Consider the following 21711-nt stretch of genomic DNA (forward strand, 5'->3'; position numbering starts at 1 on the left):
AGTTTTGCCATGGCCCACAGCAGGTTGGTGATATGCTGGGGAATAAATTGGTCTTTCTGTGCGTTCACGTGGGGCAACAGCGCGGCCACGGCCTCGTTGAGCTCTGGTGTTTTCTCCAGCCCTTTGTCCACCAGTTTCGCCATGGCCCACAGCAGGTTGGCAGTTTGCTGAGGAATAAATTGGTCTTTCTGTGCGTTCACGTGGGGCAACAGCGCGGCCACGGCCTCTTTGAGTTCTGGTGTCTGCTTCTGCCCGCTGTCCACCAGTTTCGCCATGGCCCACAGCAGGTTAGCGATACCCTGTGGTTTAAAGTGAGCGTTCTGTGTGTTCACGTGGGGCAACAGCGCGGCCACGGCCTTTTTGAGTTCTGGTGTCGGCTCCTGCCCGTTGTCCACCAGTTTTGCCATGGCCCACAGCAGGTTGGTGATGCCCTGGGCCTTAAATTGGTCTTTCTGTGCGTTCACGAGGGGCAACAGCATGGCCACGGCCACTTTGAGCCCTGGTGTCGGCTCCTGCCCGTTGTCCACCAGTTTCGCCATGGCCCACAGCAGGTTGGCGATATGCTGAGGATTAAATTGGTCTTTCTGTACGTTCACGTGCGGCAACAGCGCGCTCACGACCCCGTTCAGCCCGGGTGTCCATTCCTGCCCGTTGTCCACCAGTTTCGCCACGACCCACAGCAGGTTGGCAATGCCCTGAGCATTAAATTGGCTTTTCTTTGCGTTCACTTGAGACAACAGCACGGCCACGGCTTCTTTGAGCTCTTGTATTTGCTCTTGACCGTTGTCCAGCAGTTTCGTCATGGCCCACAGCAGGCTGACGAGTTCCTGTGGCTTAAAGTTAGTTTTCTGTGCGTTTACGTGGGGTAACAGTGCGGCCACAGACTGTTTGAGCCATGGTGTCTGCTGCTGCCCGTTGTCCACCAGTTTCGCCATGGCCCACAGCAGGTTGGCGATATGCTGAGGAATGAAATGGTCTTGCTGTGCGTTTATACAGGGCAGCAGAGCGGCCACGGCCTCGTTGAGTTCGGCTGTCCACTCCTGGCCGTTGTCCACCAGTTTTGCCATGGCCCACAGCAGGTTGGTGATATTCTGAGGACTCAACTGGTCTTTCTGGGCATTCACATGGGGCAACAGCGTGGCCACGGCCTTTTTGATTTCTGGTGTCTGCTCCTGACCGTTGTGCACCAGTTTTGCCATGGCCCACAGCAGGTTGGCGATATGCTGAGGAATAAATTGATCTTTCTGTACGTTCAGATGGGGCAGCAGCGCGGCCACGGCCTGTTTGAGCTCTGGTGTCTGCTTCTGCCCGCTGTCCACCAGTTTCGCGATGGCCCATAGCAGGTTGGTGATTCCCCTGGCATCAATATCCCTGGCTTGAGGTTTTTGATGGCACTTGAATATTAATACATCAAGAAGCGTTGATAATAAGGCAGTTTGAGTACGCTTAACACACACATTCATGGGGTTATGAGGGGTAAAAATACCAGCTGAAGTCAATGAATGAAATGTTGTCGTCAGGCTTCGCCAATTCCAGCTTCGCTTTACGGTAAAATTTTGCAGAAAACGTATCAGCTGGCTTTGTTCTGCTCGATTTAATGGTCTTTTAGCAGTTAACGTGTATTTTTTAATTGAACTGGCATATTGACCATGACACCTCCCATCATAGCGATGACCAAAACGTTCAGATTGACGCACCAGATTATCTATTGTTTCCTGGTTGATGAGGGCGTAAAAAACCTGGGCCGGGTTTACTGAACGACACTTTAGATGTTGAGAAAGGCATACGGCAGTAGATCGGTAAAATTGATTACACCCCGGTGTAGTGCGTTGAGTATTATCCAACTGTCTGACTGTGGCATGTCTATGTCGCCCACGCCTTGATGAAGCAGCACGGTCATCTTGTTGGTTGTGACCATTACCTGATCTTGCGTAATGACCACTGATACCAGCAGAGCTTTTATCCATAATTATATTTCATCAATTCATGAGAATATAAAAAGCAGACTTCGGTGCTGTTCAGAAGTTCATTTTGCTTAATCTGCCAAAGGATCACCTGTGGATACGGACTCAAGTCTGGAAGCTCCTTCCCTGGTCTTTATTTGATCAATACATGGTTTTATTGAATCCTGGTCCCAAACCTTGTTAGCAGGGATTTCAATGACCTCAAATCCTGCTTTTTTCAGCAGTGCGATTTTCAGCAGAGTCGAACCATTCCTGGTTTTGAAATCACCACACACGTAATGAAACGGTCCCTGAATTTCAATAACCATGTTGAGATCTGGCAGTAGCAGGTCAACCGGAGGCAGTGAGTTCAGACACTTTTCTTCTTCAATCTTCAAAGAGGGAATGCATGATTGGAGTTGATCGCGGAATTCGGCTTGAGGTTGTGACATGGTGCGCAGGTAATGGGGGACGATCGGACACGCTCTCCCAAGCCAACTTGCGGCCAGGGCAATGATGGATTGTTCATCTTCATTGTTTGGGGCGGTATTTTCCAGACGAGTAAACAGGTCATCTATGTACTTTTCAATCACGCTATTTTGATTGGCGTTGGAGATCAGGGACAACCTGGCACACCATACCATTACTCCCCATAGAGACATCAATATGTCTTGCTGAGAGAGCTGAGGGTTTTCACTGATTCGGTAGACAAGAGATTCTAACGTAGAAGTCACCATATTCAGCTCAAGGAGTTCACCCGATTTCGCCGTGGCCCACAGCAGATTGGCAATTTCCTGTGGATTAAAATCGGCTTTCAGTGCATTCACGAAGGGCAACAGCGCGGTCATGGCCTCTTTCAACCTGGCTGTCTGCTCCTGCCCGTTGTCCGCCAGTTTCGCCGTGGCCCACAGCAGGTTGGCGATTTCCTGTGCGATAAAGTCAGCTTTCATTGCGTTCACGAGGGGCAATAGCACAGCCACTGCTTCGTTGAACTGCGCTGTCTGCTCCTGACGGTTGTCCACCAGTTTCGCTATGGCCCACAGCAGGTTGGCGATTTCCTGTGGTTTAAAGTTAGCTTTCTGTGCGATCACTTGGGGCAACAGCGCGGCCACAGCTCTGTGGAACTCTGGCGTCCAATCCTGTCCGTTGTCCACCAGTTTCGCCATGGCCCACATCAAATTGGCGATATGCTGAGGAATAAATTGGTCTTTCTGTGAGTTCACGCAGGACAAAAGAGTGGCCACGGCCTCATTGAACTCTTCTGTCTTCTTCGGTCCGTTGTCCAACAGTTTCGCCAGGGCCCACAGCAGGTTGGTGATATGCTGAGGTATAAATCGGTCTTTGTGTGCGTCCACCTGAGGCAACAGCGTGGTTACTGCTTCATTGAACTCGGGCGTCCGCTTTTGGCCGTTGTCCGTCAGTTTCGCCATGGCCCACAGCAGGTTAGTGATACCTTGTTGTTTAAAGTTAGCTTTCTGTGCCTTCACACAGGGCAACAACGCGGTCACGGTTTCGTTGAGCCGGGGTGTCGGCTCCTGCCCTATGTCCGCCAGTTTCGCCATAACCCAAAGCAGGTTGGCGATACCCTGTGGTTTAAAGTTCGCTTTCTGTGCATTCACGCAGGGCAACAATACAGCCAGGGCCTCTTTGAATGCTGGTGTGCATTTCAGGCCGTTGTCCAACAGTTTCACTATCGCCCAGAGCAGGTTGGCAATGCCCTGGGTATTAAATTGGTCTTTCTGTGTGTTCACGTAGAGCAGCAGCGTGGTCACAGCTTTATTGAATTCGGGCGTCAGCTTCTGGCCGTTGTCCGCCAGTTTCGCCATGGCCCACACCAGGTTGGCGATGCGCTGGGCATTAAACTGGTCTTTCTGTGCGTACACAAGAGGCAACAGCACGGTCACAGCCTCTTTGAGCTCTTGTTTTTGTTCTTGTCCGTTGTCCACCAGTTTTGCCATGGCCCACAGCAGGTTGGTGGTTTCCTGTAGGTTAAAGTCAGCTTTCTGTGCGTTCACCCGGTGCAACAGCGTGATCACCGCCTCTTTGAGTCCTGGTATCCGCTCTTGTCCGTTGTCCACCAGTTTCGCCATGGACCACAGCAGGTTGGCGATACCCTGTGATTTAAAGTTAGCTTTCAGTGCGTTTACGTGGGGCAACAGCGCGGCTACGGCCCCGTTAAAATCTGTTGTTTGCGCCTGCCTGTTGTCCACCAGTTTTGCCATGGCCCATAGCAGGTTGGCGATTCCCATGGCATCAATATCCCTGGCTTCAGGTTTTTGGTTGCACTTGAATGTTATTGCATCAAGTAGCGTTGACAGCAAGTGAGCCTGAGTAAGTGTAATACGCTCATCCATGGGTTTATGATGGGTAAACACACCCGATGAAGTAAACGAATGAAATGTTGTCGTCAGGCTTCGCCAATTCCAGCTTCGCGTTACGGTAAAATTTTGCAGCAAGAGTAACAGCTGGCTTAGTTCAGCTCGATTTAACGGTCTTTTAGCAGCTGACGTGTATTTTTTAATTGAAATGGCATATTGCCCGTGATTTCTCCCATTATAGCGATGACCGAAATAATCCGATTTACTCACCAGGTCATCCATTATTTCCTGTTTAATGAGGGCATTAAAATCTTGCGCAGGGTTTACTGAACGACGCTGTAGAGAAGAACATGCGCCAGAAGAATGGTAAAACTCATTACGCTCCGGGGTAGAACGGGGGGGATTATCCCACTGTCTGACTGTGGCATGTTTATATCGTCCAAGCCTTGAAGAAACGGCATGGTCATGTGGTTGGTTGTTGTCATTACATGGTCTTGAGTATTTACCACTGATACCAGCAGAAGTTTGATGCATATTTATATTTCATTAATTCATGAGAATATAAAAAACAGACTGCTGTGCTGTTCAGAAGTTCATTTTACTGAAAATGTCTATCCTGGTCTTTATGTGATCAATACATAGTTTGATTAAATTCCGGTTCCAAAGCTGGTTAACCGGGATTTCAATGACCTCAAATCCTGCTTTTTGCAGCAGTGCGATTTTCAGCAGAGTCGAACCATTCCTGGTTGTGAAATCACCATTCACGTAATGAGTCGGTCCCTGAACTTCAATAACCATGTTGAGATCTGGCAGTAGCAGGTCAACCGGCGGTAATAGGTTCAGGCTCTTTTCTTGTACGATCTTCAAGGAGGGAATGTGTGATTGAAGCTGACCGCAGAAGTTGGTTTGAGGTGTTGACATGGTGGTCTGGTAATGGGGAACGACCGGACACTCTCTCCCAAGCCAGTTTGCCGCCATGGCAATGATGGATAGATCCTCATCATTGTCTGGGGTGGCATTTTCCAGGCGAGTAAACAGGTCATCCATGTGCTGTTCAAGCACATTATTTTTATTGGCAGTGGAGATCAGAGACAATCTGGCACAGCATACCATGACTCCCCAGAGTGACATCAATATCGCTCGCTGAGAGAGTTGAGGGTTGTCGCTGATTCGGTAGAACAGCGATTCAAACATAGAGGTAACTGTGTTCAGGTTAATCAGTTCACCCAGTTTCGCCAAGGCCCACAGCAGATTGGCGATTTCCAGTGGTTTAAAGTTAGCTTTCTGTGCAATCGCGCTGGGCAACAGTGCGGCCACGGTCTCTATAATATCTGGCGTCTGCTCCTGCCTGTTATCCACCAGTTTCGCCATGGCCCACAGCAGGTTGGTGATACTCTGGGCATTAAATTGCTCTTTCTGTGCGTTCACGTGGGGCAGCAGCGCCGCCAGGGACTCGCTGAGCTCTGGTATCCACACTTGCCCACTGTCCACCAGTTTCGCTATGACACACACCAGGATGGCAATTTCCGGTGGTTTAAAGTTAGCTGTCTGGGTGTTTACCCGGGGCAGCATCGCGGCCACAGCTTCTTTGAACTCTGGTGTCCACTCCTGCCCGTTATCCACCAGTTTTACCATGGCCCACAGCAGGTTGGTGATTTCCTGTGGTTTAAAGTTAGCTTTCTGTGCATTTACGTGGAGCAACAGTGCAACCACTGCCTCTTTGAACTCTGGTGTCTGCTCTTGTCCGTTGTCCACCAGTTTTGCCATGGCCCAAAGCAGGTTGGCGGTATGCTGAGGAATAAATTGGTCTTTCAGTGCGTTCACGCGGGGAAACAGCGCGGCCACACCCTCGTTGAGTTCGGGTGTCCGCTCCTGTCCATTCTCAACCAGTTTCGCCACGGCCCACAGCAGATTGACGATGCCCTGCGCATTAAATTGGTCTTTCTGTGCGTTCAAATGAGGCAGCAGAGTGGTCACGGCTTCTTTAAGCCCTTGTGTTCGCTCCTGTCCGTTGTCCACCAGTTTCGCCATGGCCCACAGCAGGTTGGCGATTTCCTGTGGGGTAAGGTTTGTTTTCTGTGCGTTCACATGTGGCAATATCGTGGCTACAGCCTCTTTGAGCCCTGGTACCTGCTCTTGCACGTTGTCCACCAGTTTCGCCATGGCCCACAGCAGGTTGGCGATACCCTGTGGTTTAAAGTTAGTTTTCTGTGCGTTTACGCAGGGCAACAGGGCGACCAGGGCCTCTTTCAGCCCCGGTATATGCTCCTGCCTTTTCTCCACCAGTTTCGCCATGGCCCACATTAGGTTGGCGATATCCTGCGGATTAAATTGGCCTTTCTGCGTGTTCACACAGGGCAACAGCGCGGTCACGGCCCTGTTGAAAGCTGGTGTCTGCTCCTGGCTGTTGTCCACCAGTTTCGCCATGGCCCAGAGCAAGTTGGCGACTACCCGCGGAACAAATTGGTCTTTGTGTCTGTTCACTTGGGGCAACAGCGCGGTTATGGCCTCTTTCAGTCGAGGTGTCCGTTCCTGCCCGTTGTCCACCAGTTTCGCCATGGCCCACAGCAGGTTGGTAATTTCCTGCGGGTTAAAGTTAGCTTTCTGTGCGTTCACCTGAGACAACACCGCGGTCACGGCCTCTTTGAGCTCTGGTGTTTGCTCCAGCCCGTTGTCCACCAGTTTTGCCATGGCCCACAGTAGATTGGCGATTTCCTGTCGTTTAAAGTTGGCTTTCTGTGCATTTACATGGGGCAACAGCGTAACCACGGCCTCTTTGAACTCTGGTGTCAGCCCCTGCTTGTTGTCCACCAGTTTTGCCATGGCCCACAGCAGGTTGGCGATATGCTGAGGAATAAATTGGTTTTTCTGAGCGTTCACGCAGGGCAGCAGAGCGGCCAGGGTCTTGTTGAGCTCTGGTATCCGCTCCAGTCCGTTGTCCACCAGTTTCGCCATGGCCCACAGAGTGTTAGCAATATTCTGGGCAGTAAATTGGTTTTTCTGTGCGTGCAATCGGGGCAACAGCGAAGCCAGGGCCGCTTTGAACTCTGGTGTCTGCTCCAGCCCGTTGTCCACCAGTTTTGCCATGGCCCAGAGCAGGTTGGCGATATGCTGAGGAATAAATTGGTCTTTCTGTGCGCTCACGCAGGGAAGCAGTGTGGCTACGGCCTCGTTGAACACTGGTATCCACGCCTGCCCGTTGTCCACCAGTTTCGCCATGGCCCACAACAGGTTGGCGATACCACGGGCATCAATGTCCCTGGCTTGAGGCATTTGATTGCACTTGAATATTATTGCATCCAGTAGTGAGGACAATAAGGCCGTTTGAGTGAGCTGAACATGCTCATTCATGGGTTTATGAGGGGTAAAAACACCCGCTGAAGTAAATGAATGAATTGTTATCGTCAGGCTTAGCCAATTCCAGCTGCGCGTTACGGTAAAATTTTGCAGAAAACGCATCAGCTGGCTTTGTTCCGATCGCTTTAACGGTCTTTTAGCAGCTGACGTGTATTTTTTAACTGAAATGGCATAGTGACAATGATTTCTCCCATCATAGCGATGGCCGAAGCGAGCCGATTTACTCAACAGACCAGCCATTATTTCCTGTTTGATAAGGGCATTAAAATCTTGAGCTGGGTTGACTGAACGGCTCTGTAGATATTGAGAAGAGCGTGCGCCAGAAGGACGGTAAAATTTATTATTCCCCGGGGTAGTGGGGCGGGGGTTATCCCACGGTCTGACTGTAGAATGTTTATATCGCCCACGCCTTGAAGAAGCCGCCTGGTCATCCGGGCGGTTATAATCATTAGCTGATCTTGCGTATTTACCACTGATACCAGCAGAGCTTCTATCCATATTATATTTCATTGATTCATGAAAATATAAGCATCAGACTGCTATTCTGTTCAGAAGTTCATTTTGTTGAAATGGTCTACGAACGTAAACGAGAGGGGAACCTATCTACTTGCAAATCATCTGGAGCGAGAAAAACAGTTATAACCTGTATTTTGGTTTGTCTGTTTGCTCTTCTAAATATTCTCTGGCAGTTAAATAACTGTGATCTGAGAGTTGCCATCTTTTATCGGCAGTCATGTTCACCGCATCTGTCTCCCTCGCTGTTAAGTGATACAGAGCCCTGTCCCAGGATGTCTACCCTGGTTTTTATTTGATGAATGTATGGTTTCATTAAATCCGGGTTCCAAAGCGTGTTAGCCGGGATTTCAATAACCTCAAATCCTGCTTTTTGCAACAGTGCGATTTTAAGCAGAGTCGTACTGTTTCTGGTTTTGAATTCATCATTCACGTAATGAAACGGTCCCTGAACTTCAATAACGATGTTGTGATCCGGCAGTATCAGGTCAACCGGTGGTAATGAGTTCAGACTCTTTTCTTCTTCAATCTTCAAAGAGGGAATGCATGATTGGAGTTGATCGCGGAAGTCGGTTTGAGGTTTTGACCTGGTGGTCTGGTAATGAGGGATGACCGGACACGCTCTCCCAAGCCAACTTGCGGCCATGGCAATGATGGATAGATCCTCTTCATTGTCAGTGGGTGTATTTTCCAGGCGAGTAAACAGGTGATCCATGTGCTGTTCAAGCACGTTATTTTTATAGGTATTGGAGGTCAGATACAACCGGGCACAGCAGACCATTACTCCCCAGAGAGACATCGATATCTCTTGTAGCGAGAACTGAGGGTTGTCACTGATTCGGTGGACAAGCAGTTCGAACGTAGAGGTAACCACGTTCAGCTCAACGAGATTACCCAGTTTCGCCATGGCCATCAGCAGGTTGGCGATACCTTGTGGTTTAAAGTTAGCCTGCTGTGTGTTTACGTGGGGCAATAGCGCGGCTACCGCTTCTTTGAGCCCTGATGTCTGTTCCTGCCCGTTGTCCACCAGTTTCGCCATGGCCCACAGCAGGTTGACGATACCCTGAGGAATAAATTGGTCTTTATGGGCGTTCACCTGCGGCAATAGTGTGGCAATGGCCCCGTTGAGCGCTGGTGTCCGCTCGTGACCGTTGTCTACCAGTTTCGCCATGGCCCACAGCAGGTTGGCAATTTCCTGTGGTTTGAAGTTAGCTTTCTGAGCGCTCACATGGGGTAATAACGTGGCCACAGCCTCGTAGAACTCTGGTGTCCGCCTCTGTCCGCTGTCCATCAGTTTTGCCATGACCCACAACAGGTTGGCGATTTCCTGTGGTTTAAAGTCAGTTTTCTGTGTGTTCACCCGGGGCAACAGCGCGGCCACGGCCTCGTTGAACTCTGGTGTCCGCTTCTGGCCTTTGTCCGCCAGTTTCGCCATGGCCCACAGCAGGTTGGTGATACCCTGCGGGTTAAAGTTGGCTTTCTGTGAGTTTACGAGGAGCAACAGTGCGGCCACGGTCTTTTTGAGCCCCGGTGTCTGCTCCTGCCCGTTGTCCACCAGTTTCGCCATGGCCCACAGCAGGTTGGCGATATGTTGAGGAATAAATTGGTCTTTCAGTGCGTTAACGGGGAGCAATAGCGCAGCCACGGCCTCTTTCAGCTTTGGTGTCCGGTCTTGTCCGCTGTCCACCAGTTTCGCCATGGCCCAGAGCAGGTTGGCGATACCCTGTGATTTAAAGTTAGCTTTTTGTACGATCACGCAGGTCAACAGCGCAGCCAGGGTTTCGTTGAACTCTGGTGTCTGCTCATGCCCGTTGTCCGCCAGTTTCGCCATGGCCCACAGCAGGTTGGCGGTTTGCTGAGGTATAAACTGGTCTTTCTGTACTTTCACGCAGGGCAACAGCGCGGCCACGGCCTGGTTGAGTTCTGGTGTCTGCTCCTGCCCGTTGTCCACCAGTTTTGCCGTGGCCCACAGCAGGTTGGTGATCCCCTGGGCATTAAATTGGTCTGTCTGTGCGTTCACGTTGGGCAACAGCGCGGCCACAGCTTTTTTAAGCCCCGGTGTCTGCTCCTGCCCGTTGTCCACCAGTTTCGCCATGGCCCACAGCAGGTTGACGATTTGCTGAGGTATAAATTGGTCTTTCCTTGCGTTCACGTAAGGCAGCAGACCGACCACAGTCTTGTTGAACTCTGGCATCTGCTCCTGCACTTGGTCTACCAGTTTCGCTATAGCCCACAACAGGATGGTCATATGTTGAGGTATAAATTGGTCTTTCTTTGCGTTCACGCGGGGTAGCAGCGCGGCCACAGTTTTTTTAAGCCCCGGTGTCTGCTCCTGCCCTTTCTCCACCAGTTTCGCCACGGCCCACAGCAAGTTGACGATTCCCTGGTCATTAAATTGGTTTTTATGTGCGTTCACATGGGGCAACAGCGCGGCCACAGCCTTTTTAAGCCCCGGTGTCTGTTCATGCCCGTTATCCACCAGTTTCGCCATGGCCCACAGCAGGCTGGCGATATGCTGAGGATCAAATTGGCCTTTCTGTGGGTTCACGTGAGGCAACAGCGCGGCCACGGCCTGATTGAACCCGGGTGTTCGCTCCTGCCCGTTGTCCACCAGTTTCGCCATGGCCCACAGCAGGTTGGCGATTTCCTGTGGTTTGAAGTCAGCTTTATGTGTGTTCACGTGGGGCAACAACGCGGCCAGGGTCCGTTTGAACTCGGGGGTCCGTTTCTGCCCGTTGTCCAACAGTTTCGCCATGGCCCACAGCAGGTTGGCGATTTCCTGTGGATTGAAGTTCGCTTTCTGTGTGTTCACGGTAGGCAACAACGCGGCCATGGTCGCTTTGATCTCTGGTGTCCGCTCATGCCTGTTGTCAACCAGTTTCGCCATGGCCCACAGCAGGTTGGCGATACCCTGGGCATTAAATTGATCTCTCTGTGCGATTACATGGGGTAACAGTGCGGCCACGGCCTGTTTGAACTCTGGTGTCCGCTCCTGCCCGTTGTCCACCAGTTTCGCCATGGCCCACAACAGGTTGGCAATTCCCTGGGCATCTATATCCCTGACTGCGGGTTTTTGGTTGCACTTGAATATTATTGCATCCATCAGAGTGGACAATAACGCCGCTTGAGTGAGCTGAACACGCTTATCCAGGGGGCTATGAGGGGTAAATACACCCGCTGAAGTCAATGAATGAAGTGTGGTCGTCAGACTTCGCCAATGCCAACGTCGTGTTGCGGTAAATGTTTGCAGAAAATTTATTAACTGGCTTTGTTCAGCCCGATTTAACGGCCTTTTAGAAGCTGACGTGTATTTTTTAATTGAATTGGCATATTGGCTGTGAGGTCTCCCATTATAGCGATCACCGAAACGATCCGATTTACTCAGCAGACCAGCCATTATTTCCTGTTTGATGAGGGCATTAAAATTCTGAGCAGGGTTTACTGAACGGCGCAGTAGATGTTGAGAAGAGTGTGTGCCAGAAGAATGGTAAAATTCATTGCGACCCGGTGCAGTGCGGGAGGGCTTATCCCATTGTCTGACTGTGGCATGTCTATATCGCCCACGCCTTGAAGAAGCGGCACGGTTTTCCGGTTGGTTGTAATCATTGCCTGGTCTTGTGTATTGACCACTGATGCCAGCAGGGGGGCTATCCATAATTACATTTCATTAATTCATGAAAATATAAAAAGCAGACTGCTGTTCTGTTCAGAAGTTCATTTTGCTGAAATATCTCTAAAAGTAAGCTTTTGGGGAAATCCATCTACTTGCAAATCATCCGAAGCTAGGCAAACAGTTACTACCTGTATTCTGGTTTGTCTGTTTGCTCTGCTGAATGTTCTTTGACGGTTAAGTAGGGATTTCATCTGGTCAACTACTTACCTCTGTAACGAGATGTTGACCCTGGTCTTTATTTGATCAATACACGGTTTTATTAAATCCCGGTTACAAAGCGTGTAAACCGGGACTTCAATGACCTCAAATCCTGATTTTTTCAGCAGTGCGATTTTCAGCAGAGTCGAACCCTTCCTGGTTTTGAAATCACCACTCACATAATGAGTCGGTCCCTGAATTTCAATAACGATGTTGTGATCTGGCAGTAGCAGGTCAACCGGAGGCAATGAGTTCAGACTCTTTTCCTCTTCAATCTTCAAAGATGGCATGCATGATTGGAGTTGATCGCGGAAGTCCGCTTGAGGTTTTGAAATGGTTGTCTGGTAATGGGGAACAACCGGACACGCTCTCCCAAGCCAACTTGCGGCCATGGCAAGGATGGATTTTTCCTCCATATTGGCTGTGGAGGTATTCTCCAGGCGCGTAAACAGGACATCCATGTGCTTCTCAAGTTCTTTATTTTTATTGACACTGGAGACCAGAGACAACCGGGCACAGCATACCATGACTCCCCAAAGAGACATCATTATCGCTTGCTGAGAGAACTGAGGATTTTCACTGATTCGGTAGATAAACGATTCGAACATAGAGGTAAGCACGTTCAACTCAACAATTTCACCCAGCTTCGCTGTGGCCCACAGCAGGTTAGCGATATGCTGAGGAATAAATTGGTCTTTTTGTGCGTCCAGGTGGGGCAACAGTGCGACCGCGGCCTCGTTGAGCCCGGGTGTCTGCTCATTCCTGTTGTCCACCAGTTTCGCCATGGCCCACAGCAGGTTGGCGATATGCTGAGGGATAAATTGGTATTTCAGTGCGTTCACATGGGGCAACAAGGTGGCCACGGCCTCGTTAAGTGCTGGCGTTTGCTCGTGCCCGTTGTCCACCAGTTTCGCCATAGCCCACAGCAAGTTAGCGACCTGCTGAGGAATAAGTTGGTCTTTCTGTGCATTCACGCAGGGCAACAGTGTGGCCACGGCCTCGTTAAGTGCTGGCGTTTGCTCGTGCCCGTTGTCCACCAGTTTCGCCATGGCCCACAGCAGGTTGGTGATATGCTGAGGAATAAACTGGTCTTTCTGTGTGGTCACGTGGGGCAACAGCGCAGCTATGGCCCTCTTGAGACCTGGTGTCCGCTCCAGCCCATTGTCCGCCAGTTTTGCCATGGCCCACAGCAGGTTGCTGATTTCTTGTGGATTAACGTTAGCTTTCTGTGCAATTACGTGGGGCAACAGCGCGGCCAAAGCATCTTTGAACTCTGGTGTCTGCTCCAACCCGTCGTCCACCAGTTTCGCCATGGCCCAGAGCAGGTTGGCGATACCTTGGGCATTAAACTGGTTTTTCTTGGCATTCACGTGGGGCAACAGTGCGGCCAGGGCCTCGTTCAGTTTTGGTGTCCGGTTCTGTCCGCTGTCCACCAGTTTCGCCATGGCCCACAGCAGGTTGGCTATTTCCTGGGGGGTAAAGCTGGCTTTCTCTGTGTTTACCCGGGGCAACAGCGTGGCCATAGCCTCTTTTAGTTCTGGTGTCTGCTCCTGCCCGTTGTCCACCAGTTTCGCCATGGCCCACAGCAGGTTGGCGATTTCCTGTGGGTTAAAGTCAGCTTTCTGTTCGTTTACGTGGGGCAATAGCATAGCCACAGCTTCTTTGAGCTCTGGTGTCTGCTTCTGCCCGTTATCCGCCAGTTTCGCCATGGCCCACAGCAGGTTGGCGATTCCCTGGGCATTAAATCGGTCTCTCTGTGCGTTCACAAGGGGCAACAGGGCGGCCACGGCCTCGTTGAGCCCCGGTGTTTGCTTATGCCCGCTGTCTGCCAGTTTTGCCATGGCCCAAAGCAGGTTGGTGATACCCTGAGGAATAAATTGGTCTTTCTGTGCTTTCACGTAGGGCAGCAGCGCGGCCAAAGCTTCTTTAAGCTCTGGTGTCCATTCCCGGTTATCCACGAGTTTCGCCATGGTCCACAGCAGGATGGCGATTTCCTGTGGTTTAAAGTTAGCTTTCTGTACTTTCGCGTGGGACAACAGCGCAGCAACGGCCTCTTTGAGCCTTGGTGTCCGCTCCTGTCCGTTGTCCAGCAGCTTCGCCATGGCCCACAGCAAGTTGGCGATTTCCTGTGGTTTAAAGTTAGCTTTCTCTGCGTTTACGCGGGGCAACAGCGCGGCTACGGCTTCTTTGAGTTCTGGTGTCCGCTCGTGCCCGTTGCCCACCAGTTTCCCCATGGCCCACAGTAGATTGGCGATTTCCTGTGGCTTAAAGTTAGCTTTCTCTGCGTTTACCCGGGGCAACAGCGCGACTACGGCCTCTTTGAGTTCTGGTGTCCGCTCCTGCCCGTTGCCCACCATTTTTGCCATGGCCCACAGCAGGTTGGCGATTTCCTGGGCATCAATATCCGTGGCTTGAGGTTTTTGGTTACACTTGAATACTATTGCATCAAGTACCGTTGATAATAAGGCAGCTTGAGTAAGCTTGACACGCTCATCCATGGGTTGATGAGGGGTAAAAACACCCGCTGAAGTAAATGAATGAAGTGTTGTCGTCAGGCTTCGCCAATTCCAACTCCTTGTTGCGGTAAAATTTTGGAGGAAATGTATCAGCTGGCTTTGTTCAGTCCGATTTAACGGTCTTTTAGCAGCTAACGAGTATCTTTTAATTGAACTGGCATATTGCCCGTGATGTCTGCCATCATAGCGATGGCCGAAACGATTCGATTTACTCACCAGACCGTCCATTATTTCCTGTTTGATGAGGGCATTAAAATTATGAGCAGTGTTTACTGAACGGCGCAGTAGATGTTGAGAAGAGTGTGTGCCAGAAGAATGGTAAAATTCATTGCGACCCGGTGCTGTGCGGGAGGGGTTATCCCGTTGTCTGACCGTAGCATGTCTATATCGCCCATGCCTTGAAGAAGCGGCACGGTTTTCCGGTTGGTTGTAATCATTACCTGGTCTTGCGTATTGACCACTGATGCCAGCAGGGGGTCTATGCATACCTATATTTCATCAATTCATGAAAATATAAAAACAGACTGCTGTTCTGTTCAGAAGTTCATTTTGCTGAAATATCTATAAAAGCGTGTTTGAGTAATGCAGTCCGACCATCAGCCGAGTGTGTTTTGGTGGGTAACTGTTCGCTGAAACCTTATTGACCCTTGATTACCAAGGGCTACAAGCACCTGTACTTAAGTTCAATATGGCCGCAGCCCCTGGTAATCGCGAACATTGGATGGGATCACCAAACAGTTACTTTGGTGGCTGTCCAGATTCACCGGGAAGCTTCTGAGGCATTGATATCCTGGCGATAAACATGCCAGCAACGTAACTCCAGGTTATATTTTTTGACCTCAGATTTGATGCTATCGTAGGATTTAATCCTCTCGTCCAGTGTCATGCTTTTAAGAGAACAATTGAAGATATAATCCGGCGTGTATTGCCAAGGTACTAAACCAATTTCCTGTTGACGATATTCTGTATTTATGGAGGTCAAAGACAGATAATCATCCTGCTGCGCAGGAAGTTTTGCCAGCAACTGGTTTAACCGGTAGATATCAGCGTTTTCTGCGTTCATTTCTGCGGCTTTTGCCTGGCAAAGAGGTTGTGTCTCAAGCTCCTCCAGCGTACAGCTCTGCGCGAGCGCGTGGTAATGTTTGGTGTACACCAGTTCCGGGGGAATATATTGCTGGGGTGAGGATGCGTACGGGTCTTCGGTGATCAGGACAAAACAACCAGGATTGTTTTTTATGAGTGTGGTGAGATAAAACTCAGTTTGCCCCAGGGCAATCTCTTTGCAAAGTTGCCTTTTTTCCGAAGGCAAGCCGGTAAAAGCGTGTATCGCGGTAAATAAAGTGGTTGCAGGATTAGCGCCAGCAATTTCCTGAGCCGGAATTATGTTGATGGGCTGTGGATCGTCACAAAAAGTTCCATCGCAATTAGCGTAAGCATTTTTGATATCTACAGGAACTACTTTGATCTGGGGGTACAGCTCATTGAGATAGTTTTGCATTAACAGGGATATTGCTCCGAAACCACAGCCAATATCAACAATGTATTCGATTTCGCTGTTTTTGCTTAAAAAATCAACCAGGAAGCTGAAGTTATGGAATTCTATATGGTTTTTGTATTCCTCTAGAGCCCAATCAACAAATGCTTGCGAAGCATCCAGTGTCATCAGTTGCTGGTTGCCAATCTGGACAGTTTTTGGTTCAGCCGTACCCGATACATTGGCATAGCTCGCACAGCAATAGCGCCGGGGAGTATTATCCATGTGGGCTGCTTCCCAGTAAGTTTCAGGTGACGACGCATAATGAGGGTTTAAACCAGTAATGGTTCGGCTGGAAAGACTGGTGGCCTGTTGTTCCTGAATTCCATCGCCGTCGGTTGTCAATTGTGGGGCGATGTTAAGTTTTTGCCCGACATGATCAGGTTGGTCAGGGAGAGTTTCACTGGTAAATCCCTGTTGTGTCGTCGGAGCCTGTAAATTGGCAGTGTCCATACTTCTAATCATGACATTTCTCCTGATAGATGAGTCATCAATAAGATCAAACATTTTATTCAGCTTGAGCCGGTATTAGCTTACTTATTAAGATCGAAGTACTGGTCATTAGTTCAATCCATCTACTTACAAATCATCCGGAGCGAGACAAACAGTTACTGCCTGTATTCTGGTGTGTCTGTTTGCTCTTCTGAATGTTCTTTGACGGTTAAGTAACGATTTCATTTGGCCAACTACTTACCCCTGTAACGAGATGTTGACCCTGGCCTTTATTTGATCAATACACGGTTTTATTAAATCCCGTTTCCAAAGCGTGTAAACCGGGACTTCAATGACCTCAAATCCTGATTTTTTCAGCAGTGCGATTTTCAGCAGAGTCGAACCCTTTCTGGTTTTGAAATCACTACTCACGTAATGAGTCGGTCCCTGAATTTCAATAACAATGTTGTGATCAGGCAGTAGCAGGTCAACCGGCGATAATGAGTTCAGGCTCTTTTCCTCTTCAATCTTCAAAGATGGCATGCATGATTGGAGTTGATCGCGAAAGTCGGCTTGAGGTTTTGAAATATTTGTCCGGTAATGGGGGACGACCGGACAGGCTCTGCCAAGCCAGCTTGCGGCCATGGCAATGATGTGTTGATCCTCTTCATTGTCTGGGGATGTATTTTTCAGGCGAGTAAAAAGTTCATCCATGTGTTTTTCAAGCACGTTATTTTTATTGGTATTGGAGTCTAGAGACAACCTGGCACAGCACACCATTACTCCCCAGAGAGACATCAATATCTCTTGTTGAGAAAACTGAGGGTTGTCACCGATTCGGTAGACAAGCGATTCGAACATAAATGTAACCACGTTCAGCTCAACGAACTCACCCAGGCTCGCCATGGCCCACAACAGGTTGGCGATACCCTGGGCATTAAATTGGTCTTTCTGTGCGTTCACATGGGGTAACAGCGCGGCCACGGCCTCTTTCATCTCTGGTGTCTGCTCCTGCCCGCTGTCCATCAGTTTCACCATGGCCCACAGCAGGTTGGTGATACCCTGGGTACTAAACTGGCCTTTCTGTGTGTTCACGTGGGGCAACAGTGCGGCAACGGCCTGTTCGAACTCCGGTGTCCACTCCTGCCCGTTGTCCACCAGTATCGCGATGGCCCACAACAGGTTGGCAATATGCTGGGCATTAAATTGGTCTTTCTGTGCGTTCACGAGGGGCAACAGCGCAACCACGGCCTCTTTGAACGCTGGTGTCTGCTTCTGCCCGTTGTTCACCAGTTTTGCCATGGCCCACAGCAGGATAGCGATTTGCTGAGGAAAAAATTGCCTTTTCTGTGCTTTCACGTGGGGTAACAGGGCGGCCACGGCCTCTTTGAACGTTGATGTCTGCTCCTGCCCGTTGTCCACCAGTTTTGCCTTGGCCCACAGCAGGTTGCAGACTTCCACTGGTTTAAAGTTAGCTTTCTGTGCCAGCACGTGGGGCAACAGTGCGACCAGAGTCTCTTTGAACTCTGGTGTCTGCTCCTGCCCGTTGTCCGTCATTTTCGCCATGGCCCACAGCAGGTTGGCGATACTCTGGGCATTAAATTGGTTTTTCTGTGCTTTCACGTGGGGCAACAGCGCGGTCACAGCCTCGTTGAGCCCCGGTGTCTGTTCCTGGCTGTTGCCCCCCAGTTTCGCCATGGCCCACAACAGGTTGGCGATTTCCAGTGGTTTAAAGTCAGCTTTCTGTCCGATTACATGGGGCAACAGCGCGGCCACTGCCTCTTTGAACTCTGCTGTCTGCTGCTGCCCGTTGTCCACCAGTTTCGCCATGGCCCAGAGCAGGTTAGCGATTTCCTGTGGTTTAAAGTGAGCTTTCTGTATGTTCACATGGGACAACAGCACGGTCACGGCCTCGTTGAGCTCGGGTGTCCGTTCCTGTCCGTTGTTTACCAGTTTCGCCATGGCCCACAGCAGGTTGGTTATTTCCTGTGGTTTAAAGTTCGCTTTCTGTGCGTTCACGTGGGGTAACAGCACAGCCACAGCCTCTTTGAGCTCTGGTGCCTGCCTCTGTCCGTTGTCCACCAGTTTCGCTGTGGCCCACAGCAGGTTGGCGATTGCCTGAGGAAGAAATTGGTCTTTCTGTGCTTTCACGTGGGGCAACAGCGCGGCCACCGCTTCTTTAAGCTCTGGTTTCCACTCCCCGTTGTCCACCAGTTTCGCTGTGGCCCAGAGCAGGTTGACGATTTCCTGTGGTTTAAAGTTAGCTTTCTGCAAGTTCCCGTGGGACAACAGCACGGCCACGGCCTCTTTGAGCCCTGGTGTCTGCTCTGGCTTGTTGTCCAGCAGTTTCACCATAGCCCACACCAGGTTGGCGATTTCCTGTGGTTTAAAGTTAGCTTTCTGTGCGTTCACATGGGGCAACAGCACGGCCACGGCCCCGTTGAACTCTGGCGTCCACTGTTGCCCGCTGCCCACCAGTTTTGCCATGGCCCACAGCAGGTTGGTGATTTCCTGTGGTATAAAGTGAGCTTTCTCTGCGTGTAAGTGGGGCAACAGCGCAACCACGGCCTCTTTGAGTTCTGGTGTTAGCTCCTGCCCATTGGCCACCAGTTTTGCCATGGCCCAGAGCATGTTGGTGATTTCCTGGGCTTTAATATCCCTGGCTTGAGGTTTTTTGCTGCACTTGAATATTATTGCATCAAGTACCGTTGATAATAAGGCAGCTTGAGTCAGCCTGACCCGCTCATCCATGGGTTGATGAGGGGTAAAAACACCCGCTGAAGTAAATGAATGAAGTGTTGTCGTCAGGCTTCGCCAATTCCAACTCCGTGTTGCGGTAAAATTTTGCAGCAAATGAATCAGCTGGCTTTGTTCAGCCCGGTTTAACGGTCTTTTAGCTGATAACGAGTATTTTTTAATTGAACTGGCATATTTCCCGTGATTTCTCCCATCATAGTGATGACCGAAACGATTCGATTTACTCACCAGACCATCCATTACTTCCTGTTGAATGAGGGCATTGAAATCTTGAGCAGGGTTTACTGAGCGGCACAGCAGATAATGAGAAGGACATGCGCCAGAAGAATTATAAAATTCATCACGTCCAGGGGTTGTGCGGGAAGGATTATCCCATTGTCTGACTGTGGCATGTCTATATCGCCCGGGCCTTGAAGAAGCGGCACGGTTTTCCGGTTGGTTGTAATCATTACCTGGTCTTGCGTATTGACCACTGATGCCAGTAGAGGGTCTATGCATAATTATATTTCATCAATTCATGAAAATATAAAAGGCTGACTGCTGTGCTGTTCAGAAGTTCATTTTGCTGGAATGTGAACACGGTTCTGGAGTCATGATGAAAGGGAAGCGGTTATTGCCTTTTTCTTCTTTTCCTTTTTCTGTTTTTTGGTTTGTCTGTTGGCTTTTCTGAATTTTCTTCGGCGTTTAAGTAACAGTGATCTGAGGATTGCCACCCTTTATCGGCAGCAACGTTTGCCCCATCTGACCATCCGGTGTTAAGTGATTCACAGCCATGATTCTGTGGCGGGATGCCAACCCTGGCCTTTATTTGATTAATGCATAGTTTTATTGAATTCTGGCTACTGAGCTGGTTAACCGGGATTTCAATGACCTCAAATCCTGATTTTTTCAGCAGTGCAATTTTAAGCAGAGTCGAACCATTCCTGATTTTAAAATCATTACTCAGGTAATGATACGGTCCCTGAATTTCAATAACCATGTTGTGATCTGGCAGTAGCAGGTCAACGGGAGGCAATGATTTCAGACACTTTTCTTCTTCAATCTTCAAAGAGGGCATGCATGATTGGAGTTGATCGCGGAAGTCGGCTTGATGTTTTGAAATGGTTGTCCGGTAATGGGGGATGATCGGACTCGCTCTCCCAAGCCAACTGGCGGCCATGGCTATGATGCGTTGATCCTTTTCATTGTCCGGGGATGTATTTTCCAGGCGAGTAAACAGGTCAACCATGTGCTTTTCAAGCATGTTATTTTTATTAGCATTGGAGTCTAGAGACAATCTGGCACAGCATACCATTACGCCCCAGAGAGACATAAATATATCTTGCTGAGAGAGCTGAAGGTTGTCACTGATTCGGCAGACCAGCGATTCGAACGTAGAGGTAACCACGTGTAGCTCAACGAGTTCACCCAGTTTCGCCATGGCCCACAGAATGTTGGCGATATGCTGAGGATTAAATTGGTGTTTCTGTGGGGTCACGTGGGGCAACACTACGAACATAGCTTCTTTAAGCTCTGGCAACCACTCTCCGTTGTCCACCAGTTTTGCCATGGCCCAAAGCAGGTTGGCGACATCCTGGGTATTAAACTGGTTTTTCTGTGTGGTCATGTGGTGCAACAGCGCGGCCACGGCCTCTTTGAGCTCTGGTGTCCACTCCTGCCCGTTGTCCACCAGTTTTGCCATGGCCCACAGCAGGTTGGCAATATGCTGAGGAATAAATTGGTCTTTCTGTTTGTTCGCGTGGGGTAACAGTTCGGCCACGGTCTCCATGAGACCTTGTGTTCGCTCCAGTCCGTTGTCCACCAGTTTCGCCATGGCCCACAGCAGGTTGACATTGCCCTGAGCTTTAAATTGGTCCTTCTGTGCGTTCACGTGGGGCAACAGCGCGGCCACGGTCTCTTTGAACTCTGGTGTCTGCTCCTGCCCGTAGTCCACCAGTTTCGCCATGGCCCACAGCAGGTTGGCGATTTCCTTTGGTTTAAAGTTAGCTTTCTGTGCGTTCACGCGGGGTAACAGCGCAGCCACGGCCCCATGTAGCTCGGGTGTCCGCTCCTGCCCGTAGTCCACCAGTTTCGCCATGGCCCATAGCAGGTTGGTGATTTCCTGGGAGTTAAAGTTAGCTGTCAGTACGTTCACTTGGGGCAACAGCGCAGTCACGGCCTTTATGAGCCCTGGTGTTTGCTCCTGCACGTTGTCCATCAGTTTCGCCATGGCCCACAGCACATTGGCGATTCCCTGGGCATTAAATTGGTTTTTCTGCGTGCTCACTTGGGGCAACAGCGCGGCCACAGTCTTTTTAAGCCCTGGTGTTTGTTCCTGCCCGTTGTCCACCAGTTTCGCCATGGTCCAAAGCAGGCTGGCAATATCATGGGCATTAAATTGAACTTTCTGTGTAATCACGTGGGGCAACAGCGCGGCCACGGCCTTGTTGAACCCTGGTGTTCGCTCCTGCCCGTTGTCCACCAGTTTCGC

Annotated in this window: 8 protein-coding genes; all 8 read right to left on the bottom strand. The window is 50.1% G+C overall.

Annotated features, from left to right (window positions below):
- The coding region (locus tag CX664_RS17255) for a DUF1601 domain-containing protein (RefSeq protein ID WP_146000095.1) at positions 1-1967 on the bottom strand (1967 nt) is incomplete at its 3' end.
- A 68-nt stretch (positions 1968-2035) separates the two neighbouring features.
- Complete coding sequence (locus CX664_RS17260) at positions 2036-4795, bottom strand: RAP domain-containing protein (protein WP_101747945.1); 2760 nt, start codon at positions 4793-4795, stop codon at positions 2036-2038.
- Between the two features lie 51 nt (positions 4796-4846).
- Positions 4847-8116 carry an RAP domain-containing protein gene (locus tag CX664_RS17265; RefSeq protein ID WP_180966534.1) on the bottom strand — a complete coding sequence of 1090 codons (3270 nt, stop codon included), beginning with the start codon at positions 8114-8116 and terminating at the stop codon, positions 4847-4849.
- A gap of 223 nt (positions 8117-8339) precedes the next feature.
- Positions 8340-11786, bottom strand: a complete 3447-nt coding sequence (locus tag CX664_RS17270) for an RAP domain-containing protein (RefSeq protein ID WP_101747947.1) — start codon at positions 11784-11786, stop codon at positions 8340-8342.
- A gap of 221 nt (positions 11787-12007) precedes the next feature.
- Positions 12008-15004, bottom strand: a complete 2997-nt coding sequence (locus CX664_RS17275; RefSeq protein ID WP_101747948.1) for an RAP domain-containing protein — start codon at positions 15002-15004, stop codon at positions 12008-12010.
- A gap of 274 nt (positions 15005-15278) precedes the next feature.
- Complete coding sequence (locus CX664_RS17280) at positions 15279-16517, bottom strand: hypothetical protein (RefSeq protein ID WP_101747949.1); 1239 nt, start codon at positions 16515-16517, stop codon at positions 15279-15281.
- Positions 16518-16742: 225 nt separating this feature from the next.
- Positions 16743-19739 (bottom strand): DUF1601 domain-containing protein, encoded by a 2997-nt coding sequence (locus CX664_RS17285; RefSeq protein WP_101747950.1) that lies wholly within the window; start codon positions 19737-19739, stop codon positions 16743-16745.
- A 112-nt stretch (positions 19740-19851) separates the two neighbouring features.
- Positions 19852-21711: RAP domain-containing protein (locus tag CX664_RS17290; protein WP_146000096.1), on the bottom strand; the 1860-nt coding region annotated here is incomplete at its 5' end.

Origin of the sequence: Endozoicomonas acroporae, from assembly GCF_002864045.1 — a bacterium.
GTDB lineage: Bacteria > Pseudomonadota > Gammaproteobacteria > Pseudomonadales > Endozoicomonadaceae > Endozoicomonas > Endozoicomonas acroporae.

Excerpts from the sequence above, each read along its gene's own strand:
- CX664_RS17260 (WP_101747945.1), bottom strand. The coding sequence starts at position 4,795 with ATGCATCAAACTTCTGCTGGTATCAGTGGTAAATACTCAAGACCATGT.
- CX664_RS17265 (WP_180966534.1), bottom strand. The coding sequence starts at position 8,116 with ATGGATAGAAGCTCTGCTGGTATCAGTGGTAAATACGCAAGATCAGCT.
- CX664_RS17270 (WP_101747947.1), bottom strand. The coding sequence starts at position 11,786 with ATGGATAGCCCCCCTGCTGGCATCAGTGGTCAATACACAAGACCAGGC.
- CX664_RS17275 (WP_101747948.1), bottom strand. The coding sequence starts at position 15,004 with ATGCATAGACCCCCTGCTGGCATCAGTGGTCAATACGCAAGACCAGGT.
- CX664_RS17280 (WP_101747949.1), bottom strand. The coding sequence starts at position 16,517 with ATGATTAGAAGTATGGACACTGCCAATTTACAGGCTCCGACGACACAA.
- CX664_RS17285 (WP_101747950.1), bottom strand. The coding sequence starts at position 19,739 with ATGCATAGACCCTCTACTGGCATCAGTGGTCAATACGCAAGACCAGGT.